Source organism: Streptomyces sp. NPDC020362 (assembly GCF_040642095.1).
Lineage (GTDB): Bacteria > Actinomycetota > Actinomycetes > Streptomycetales > Streptomycetaceae > Streptomyces.
Map to the genome: position 1 here is coordinate 1 of NZ_JBFAET010000109.1, position 1302 is coordinate 1302.

1 protein-coding gene is annotated in these 1302 nt (G+C 73.3%); it reads left to right on the top strand.

What is annotated here, in order from left to right; genetic code table 11:
* The first annotated feature begins 201 nt into the window (after positions 1-201).
* Positions 202-1194: an ABC transporter ATP-binding protein gene (locus AB0H32_RS30310; RefSeq protein ID WP_361126864.1), complete on the top strand. Its 993-nt coding sequence runs from the start codon at positions 202-204 to the stop codon at positions 1192-1194.
* The last annotated feature ends 108 nt before the right edge of the window (positions 1195-1302 follow it).

The following is a 1302-nucleotide window of genomic DNA, read 5'->3' on the forward strand; positions in this document are numbered from 1 at the left end:
CCGCGCCACCGCAGCCCCCCCCCCCCGCCCCCCGCCCTGCTCGTACCCCGCGGCGGGCCGACGTGCGGAGGGGGCGGCGGGGGCGGGAGGGGGGGGTCCCCCCGCTCGAGCGAAGCCGAGAGTGGGGGGACCCCCGCGAGCGCGGATGAGCGACCCCCTCCCCGCCTCGCCGCAGCACCGGGCACCCACACAGGAGACCTCATGACCACCGACCACAACCGCACCCGCACCCGCAACCCCACCTTCGCCGACCTCGCCGGCCAGGTCACCGAGACCCGCAACACCCCGGCCTACGGCCACGACGCCCTCATCACCTGCGACCGCCTGGTCCGCATCTTCTCCGCGGACGGCATCGAGGTACAGGCTCTCCAGGGCCTCGACCTCCTCGTCCGCGAAGGCGAGTTGATGGCCCTGGTGGGCGCCTCGGGCAGCGGCAAGTCCACCCTGATGAACATCCTCGCCGGCCTGGACACCCCCACCGCCGGAGCGGCCCGGGTGGCCGGCCGCGACCTGCTCACCATGACCGCCCGCGACCGCCTGGCCTACCGCCGTGAGGTCGTCGGCTTCGTCTGGCAGCAGACCTCCCGCAATCTCCTCCCCTACCTGACCGCGGCCCAGAACGTCGCCCTCCCCCTCCAGCTCTCCGGCACCCGCTCCCGCCGCCGCGCCCGCGCCGAACGCGCCCTGGAACTGCTGGAGCTGCTCCAGGTGGCCGACTGCCGCGATCGTCACCCGCACGAGATGTCCGGCGGCCAGCAGCAGCGCGTCGCCATCGCGGTGGCCCTCGCGAACGCTCCCGCGGTCCTCCTCGCCGACGAGCCCACCGGTGAACTCGACTCCCACACCGCCGCGCAGATCTTCGACGCGTTCCGTACGGCGAACGAGACCCTGGGCACCACGATCGTCATCGTCACCCACGACCAGGCGGTGGCCGGCGAGGTCCGCCGAACGGTCGCCATCCGCGACGGCCGCACCTCCACCGAGGTACTGCGGCGCAGCGAGGTGGACGCCACGACCGGTCACGAGACGGTGGTCGCCCGCGAGTACGCCATGCTCGACCGCGCCGGCCGCCTCCAGCTGCCCGCCGAGTACACCAAGGCCTTGAACATGCGCGACCGCGTCGCACTGGAACTGGAACCGGACCACATCGGGGTGTGGCCGGACGACAGCGAGGAAAGCCCGAAGCCGGTGTAAGGCCGGACGACAGCGGGGAAGGGCCGAAACCACGGTGAAACCGCACGGCAGCGGGGAAGGGCCGAAACCGCCGTGAGACCGCACGACAGCGAGGAAGGGCCGAACCCG